The 3,400-nt window shown below is 72.0% G+C and carries 3 protein-coding genes; 1 reads left to right on the forward strand and 2 read right to left on the reverse strand.

Features of this window, described 5'->3' with window-relative positions; all coding sequences use genetic code 11:
* A partial coding sequence (locus ACFQ3T_RS35405; protein WP_380730309.1) for a hypothetical protein occupies positions 1-220 on the forward strand: 220 nt, incomplete at its 5' end.
* A gap of 102 nt (positions 221-322) precedes the next feature.
* On the opposite strand, the gene ACFQ3T_RS35410 is transcribed toward ACFQ3T_RS35405, so the two are convergent.
* Together ACFQ3T_RS35410 and ACFQ3T_RS35415 are read right to left on the reverse strand one after the other, a co-directional pair.
* On the reverse strand, positions 323-1,246 hold the full coding sequence (locus tag ACFQ3T_RS35410; protein WP_380730311.1) for an NUDIX hydrolase: 924 nt from the start codon (positions 1,244-1,246) through the stop codon (positions 323-325).
* On the reverse strand, positions 1,243-3,400 hold a 2,158-nt coding region (locus ACFQ3T_RS35415), incomplete at its 5' end, for an RNA degradosome polyphosphate kinase (protein WP_380730313.1). The genes ACFQ3T_RS35410 and ACFQ3T_RS35415, both read right to left, overlap by 4 nt.

Genomic DNA, 3,400 nt, shown 5'->3' on the forward strand with positions numbered 1-3,400 from the left:
CGCCACCGCCACCAAGGCCGCGCCCGCCAAGAGCGCCGCGACCAAGGCCACCGCCGCGAAGACGACCGCGGCGAAGGCGACCACCGCGGCGAAGCCCGCGGCGGCCAAGAAGGCCGCCCCGGCGAAGGCCACGGCGGCCAAGGCGACGACGACGGCGAAGGCCACCCCGGCCGCCGCCAAGCCCGCGGCGAAGAAGGCCCCGGCAGCCAAGAAGAAGTGAAACCCGGCCGGGTGATCACCGGCCAGGCGCAACACCACGCTCAGGGCCCGATGCGGACGCGCACCGGGCCCTGAGCGCTGTCCGGGCACGTGACGCGGGTGGTCAGGGCGTCGGGACGGGCAGCGAGGTGGGGAAGTAGTGGGCCGAGACCAGGCGCGGCCAGGACGTGTGGGAGTCCGAAGTGGACCACCCCGGCTCGGGGCGCCGGAACGCCAGCAGCCAGGCGCTGCCCTTCTTCGCCTGGGCGGCCGGCAGGGACAGCCCGCCCAGGTCGGCGAGGGTGGACACGACGTCCGGGATCACGCCGCCCTGGCTGCACACGACGGGCGTGCCCGCCCCGTCGGCGATCTCCAGCAGCCGCACCAGCCCGGCCTCCCGGTCCGGCCAGTAGCCCTCCTCCGACAGCCGCGGCTCCAGCAGCACGCCCACGCCCAGGTCCTCCGCGACGCCCTGAACGGTCTCCACGCACCGCACGCGAGGCGCGGAGTGCACCCGCGACGGCCCCCACAGCGGCAGCATCGCGCGCAGGCCCGCCGCCTGCCGCCAGCCCGCGGAGCTCAACGGCCGCAGGTTGTCGTCACCCGGCCAGTTGTCCCGCTTGCCCGCCTTCGCGTGCCGCACCAGCAACAGCGTGGCCGAATCCGGGGGAGCGGCCGCGAACGCCGCCAGCACCGACCGGTCCTCGTCCCGCGTGACGAGCGCGGGGGCGTCCGCGAACGGCACCCAGCGCAGCTCGTCCACCTCGTCGTTCGGGACGAACGTCCCCGCGACGGCCTTGGCGCTGAAGTAGTCCACGACCTTCGGCTTGCCGAAAGCCCGGTACGACACCTGGCACAGGTACCGGCCCAGCACCACGCGGTGACCGGTCTCCTCCAGCACCTCCCGCACGGCCGCGGCGGGCACCGTCTCACCGGGGTCCACCTTGCCCTTCGGCAGGGACCAGTCGTCGTAACGCGGCCGGTGCACGACCGCCACGGAACCATCGCGCCACAGCACGGCGCCCGCTGCCCGGATCACCGACGTCACCCCAGCGCGCGGTGGGCGCGCAGCATCTCGGTCTGGTGGTCGCGCACGCGCGTGCCGTCCGCCGGGGACGCCTCCCACTCCCCGTCGGGCCGCAGCACCCAGCACCGCGTGGTGGGCTCCAGCGCCGAGTCCATCATGGCGTCCAGCTGGGCGGTGAGCTTCGGGTCCGTCACGCGCACCTGCACCTCCACCCGGCGGTCGAGGTTGCGGTGCATCATGTCGGCGCTGCCGATCCAGTGCTCGCCGCACCCGACGAAGTGGAACACCCGCGAGTGCTCCAGGAACCGGCCCAGGATCGACCGCACGTGGATGTTCTCCGAGAGCCCCTTGATGCCCGGCTTCAGCGCGCACACCCCGCGCACGACCACGTCCACCTGCACACCGGCCTGCGACGCCCGGTAGAGCGAGTCGATGACCTGCTCGTCCACCAGCGAGTTCACCTTGATGCGCACACCGGCGGGGTTGCCCGCCCGAGCGTGCTCGATCTCCCGCTCGATGCGCTCCACGATGCCGCGCCGCACGCCGTACGGCGCGACCAGGAGGCTGCGGTAGTGGTCCTGCCGGGCGTACCCGGTCAGCACGTTGAACAGGTCGGTGAGGTCCGCGCCGATGGTCGGCTCGGCGGTCAGGATGCCGATGTCCTCGTACAGGCGGGCCGTCTTCGGGTTGTAGTTGCCGGTGCCGATGTGGCAGTACCGCTGGATGCGCGAGCCCTCCTGGCGCACCACCAGCGACGTCTTGCAGTGCGTCTTCAACCCCATCAGGCCGTAGACGACGTGCACGCCCGCCTTCTCCAGCTGGCGCGCCCACTTGATGTTCGCCTGCTCGTCGAACCGCGCCTTGATCTCCACCAGCGCCACGACCTGCTTGCCCGCCTCGGCCGCGTCGATCAGCGCGTCCACGATCGGGGAGTCACCCGAGGTGCGGTACAGCGTCTGCTTGATGGCGAGGACGCGCGGGTCGGCCGCCGCCTGCTCGATGAACCGCTGCACGGACGTGGAGAACGAGTCGTACGGGTGGTGCACGAGCACGTCACCCTCGCGCAGCGTGGCGAAGATGCTCTTCGGCGTCTCCCGCTCCCCGAACGCCGAGTGCGTCGCGGGCACGAACGGCGCGTCCTTGAGCTGCTTGCGGTCCACGCTGTAGAGCTGCCACAGGCACGACAGGTCCAGCAGGCCGGGCACCTGGACGACGTCGTGCGGGTCGACCTCCAGCTCCCGCAGCAGCCGTTCCAGCATGTGCTCGGTCATGTCGTCGGCGATCTCCAGCCGCACCGGCGGGCCGAACCGGCGCCGCGCCAGCTCCCGCTCCAGCGACTTGAGCAGGTCCTCGTCCTGGTCCTCCTCGACCTCCAGGTCGGCGTTGCGGGTGACCCGGAACGCGTGGCACTCGATGACCTGCATGCCCGCGAACAGCTCGCCCAGGTGCGCCGCGATCAGCTCCTCCAACGGCAGGAACGTCGCCGTCGGGCTGGTCCGGTCGCTCTCCACGCGGACCAGGCGCGGCACGTTGTCCGGCACCTTGATGCGGGCGAACCGCTCCGCGCCGCCCTCCGGGTCGCGCACCGTCACGGCGAGGTTCAGCGACAGGCCCGAGATGTAGGGGAACGGGTGCGCGGCGTCGACGGCCAGCGGCGTGAGCACCGGGAACACCTGGTCGGTGAAGTAGTTCGACAGCCGCAACTTCTCGAAGTCGGTCAACTGCGCCCAGTTGACGATGCTGATCGCGTGCTTCTCCAGCTCCGGCTGGATGTGGTCGAGGAACGCCCTGGCGTGCTGCTCGACCAGCTCCTGGGTGCGCTTGGAGATGTTCGACAGCTGCTCGCGCGGGGTGAGCCCGTCCGCGCTGCGCACCGACAGCCCCGTCTCGTCGCGGCGCTTCAGGCCCGCGACCCGCACCATGTAGAACTCGTCCAGGTTCGAGGCGAAGATGGCCAGGAACTTCGCCCGCTCCAGCAGCGGCTGCGAGGCGTCCTCGGCCAGCGCGAGCACCCGGGCGTTGAAGTCCAACCAGGACAGTTCCCGGTTGAAGTACCGGTCGTCGGGCAGGTCGGCCTGCGCCTCGGTGGCCGTGGCCGCGGGCGGTGAGCTCGGGAACGAGCGGGGCGGCGCGTCGGCCGGTTGCTGCGCCGGCGACGTGCCCGCACGCGCGCCG

It is taken from the genome of Saccharothrix hoggarensis (assembly GCF_042678885.1).
GTDB classification, from domain to species: Bacteria; Actinomycetota; Actinomycetes; order Mycobacteriales; family Pseudonocardiaceae; genus Actinosynnema; species Actinosynnema hoggarensis.